The organism is Streptomyces sp. T39, from assembly GCF_008042045.1.
Taxonomy (GTDB): Bacteria; Actinomycetota; Actinomycetes; order Streptomycetales; family Streptomycetaceae; genus Streptomyces.
Window position 1 is genome coordinate 1 of record NZ_RDBP01000090.1, and the last position, 922, is coordinate 922.

Here is a 922-nt window from a genome sequence, read left to right on the forward strand (position 1 = left end):
TTGACCATGCGGGTGCGCATGGCCTCGGAGTCCTCGGCCTCGGCGATCTGGCGGCGGAAGATGACGTTCGCCGCGCCCTCGGCGCCCATGACCGCGATCTCGTTGGTCGGCCAGGCGTAGGTGAGGTCGGCGCCGATCGACTGGGAGTCCATGACGATGTAGGCGCCGCCGTAGGCCTTGCGCAGGATCAGGGAGATCCGCGGCACGGTGGCGTTGCAGTAGGCGTAGAGCAGCTTGGCGCCGTGGCGGATGATGCCGCCGTGCTCCTGGTCCACGCCCGGCAGGAAGCCCGGCACGTCCACCAGGGTGACGATCGGGATGTTGAACGCGTCGCACATCTGCACGAAGCGCGCGGCCTTCTCGGAGGAGTGGATGTCGAGCACCCCCGCGAAGGACCGCGGCTGGCTGGCGACGATGCCCACGACCTGGCCGTCGAGACGGGCGAGGGTGGTGATGACGCTGGTGGCCCACCGCTCGTGGACCTCCATGTGCTCGCCGTCGTCGACGACCTCGGCGATCACCTCGCGCATGTCGTACGGACGGCCGCCGTCGGTCGGGACGACGTCCAGCAGGGTGTCGCAGCGCCGCTCCGGGCTGTCGGCCGGCTCCGAACGGGGAGGCAGCTCCCGGTTGTTGGAGGGGAGCATGGACAGGAGGTAGCGGACCTCGGCGATGCAGGTCTCCTCGTCGTCGTACGCGAAGTGCGCGACGCCCGAGGTCTCGGCGTGCACGTCCGCGCCGCCGAGCCCGTTCTGCGTGATCTCCTCGCCCGTGACCGCCTTGACCACGTCCGGGCCCGTGATGAACATCTGCGACGTCTCGCGCACCATGAACACGAAGTCCGTCAGCGCCGGACTGTAGGCGGCACCGCCCGCGCACGGCCCCAGCATCACCGAGATCTGCGGGATCACCCCCGACGCCC

At 69.8% G+C, this 922-nt stretch carries 1 protein-coding gene; it reads right to left on the reverse strand.

Annotation, left to right across the window (positions count from 1 at the left end):
- Nucleotides 1–922 (reverse strand): acyl-CoA carboxylase subunit beta (locus EAO77_RS35430; RefSeq protein ID WP_315986131.1); only part of this gene is annotated, 922 nt, incomplete at both ends.